Source organism: Streptomyces qinglanensis (assembly GCF_900111245.1).
GTDB classification, from domain to species: Bacteria; Actinomycetota; Actinomycetes; order Streptomycetales; family Streptomycetaceae; genus Streptomyces; species Streptomyces qinglanensis.
On sequence record NZ_FOGO01000034.1, the window covers coordinates 1 to 1193 of the forward strand.

Here is a 1193-nt window from a genome sequence, read left to right on the forward strand (position 1 = left end):
ACACAGTGGACGCGAGCCTCTATGGACAAGCCCTCGGCCTATTAGTACCGGTCACCTCCACACGTTACCGTGCTTCCAGATCCGGCCTATCAACCCCGTCATCTCCAGGGAGCCTTAACCCCTCACAGGGGGTGGGAGTCCTCATCTCGAAGCAGGCTTCCCGCTTAGATGCTTTCAGCGGTTATCCTTCCCGAACGTAGCCAACCAGCCATGCCCTTGGCAGAACAACTGGCACACCAGAGGTCCGTCCGTCCCGGTCCTCTCGTACTAGGGACAGCCCTTCTCAAGACTCCTACGCGCGCAGCGGATAGGGACCGAACTGTCTCACGACGTTCTAAACCCAGCTCGCGTACCGCTTTAATGGGCGAACAGCCCAACCCTTGGGACCGACTCCAGCCCCAGGATGCGACGAGCCGACATCGAGGTGCCAAACCATCCCGTCGATATGGACTCTTGGGGAAGATCAGCCTGTTATCCCCGGGGTACCTTTTATCCGTTGAGCGACGGCGCTTCCACAAGCCACCGCCGGATCACTAGTCCCGACTTTCGTCCCTGCTCGACCCGTCAGTCTCACAGTCAAGCTCCCTTGTGCACTTACACTCACCACCTGATGACCAACCAGGCTGAGGGAACCTTTGGGCGCCTCCGTTACATTTTAGGAGGCAACCGCCCCAGTTAAACTACCCACCAGACACTGTCCCCGATCCGGATCACGGACCCAGGTTAGACATCCAGCACGACCAGAGTGGTATTTCAACAACGACTCCACGAACACTGGCGTGTCCGCATCACAGTCTCCCACCTATCCTACACAAGCCGAACCGAACACCAATATCAAGCTGTAGTAAAGGTCCCGGGGTCTTTCCGTCCTGCTGCGCGAAACGAGCATCTTTACTCGTAGTGCAATTTCACCGGGCCTATGGTTGAGACAGTCAAGAAGTCGTTACGCCATTCGTGCAGGTCGGAACTTACCCGACAAGGAATTTCGCTACCTTAGGATGGTTATAGTTACCACCGCCGTTTACTGGCGCTTAAGTTCTCAGCTTCACCACACCGAAATGTGACTAACCGGTCCCCTTAACGTTCCAGCACCGGGCAGGCGTCAGTCCGTATACCTCGCCTTACGGCTTCGCACGGACCTGTGTTTTTAGTAAACAGTCGCTTCTCGCTGGTCTCTGCGGCCACACCCAGCT

At 56.7% G+C, this 1193-nt stretch carries 1 rRNA gene; it reads right to left on the reverse strand.

What is annotated here, in order from left to right:
- Positions 1–21: 21 nt before the first annotated feature.
- Positions 22–1193: ribosomal RNA gene (locus tag BMX65_RS31115) — 23S ribosomal RNA — on the reverse strand; the annotation flags it as partial.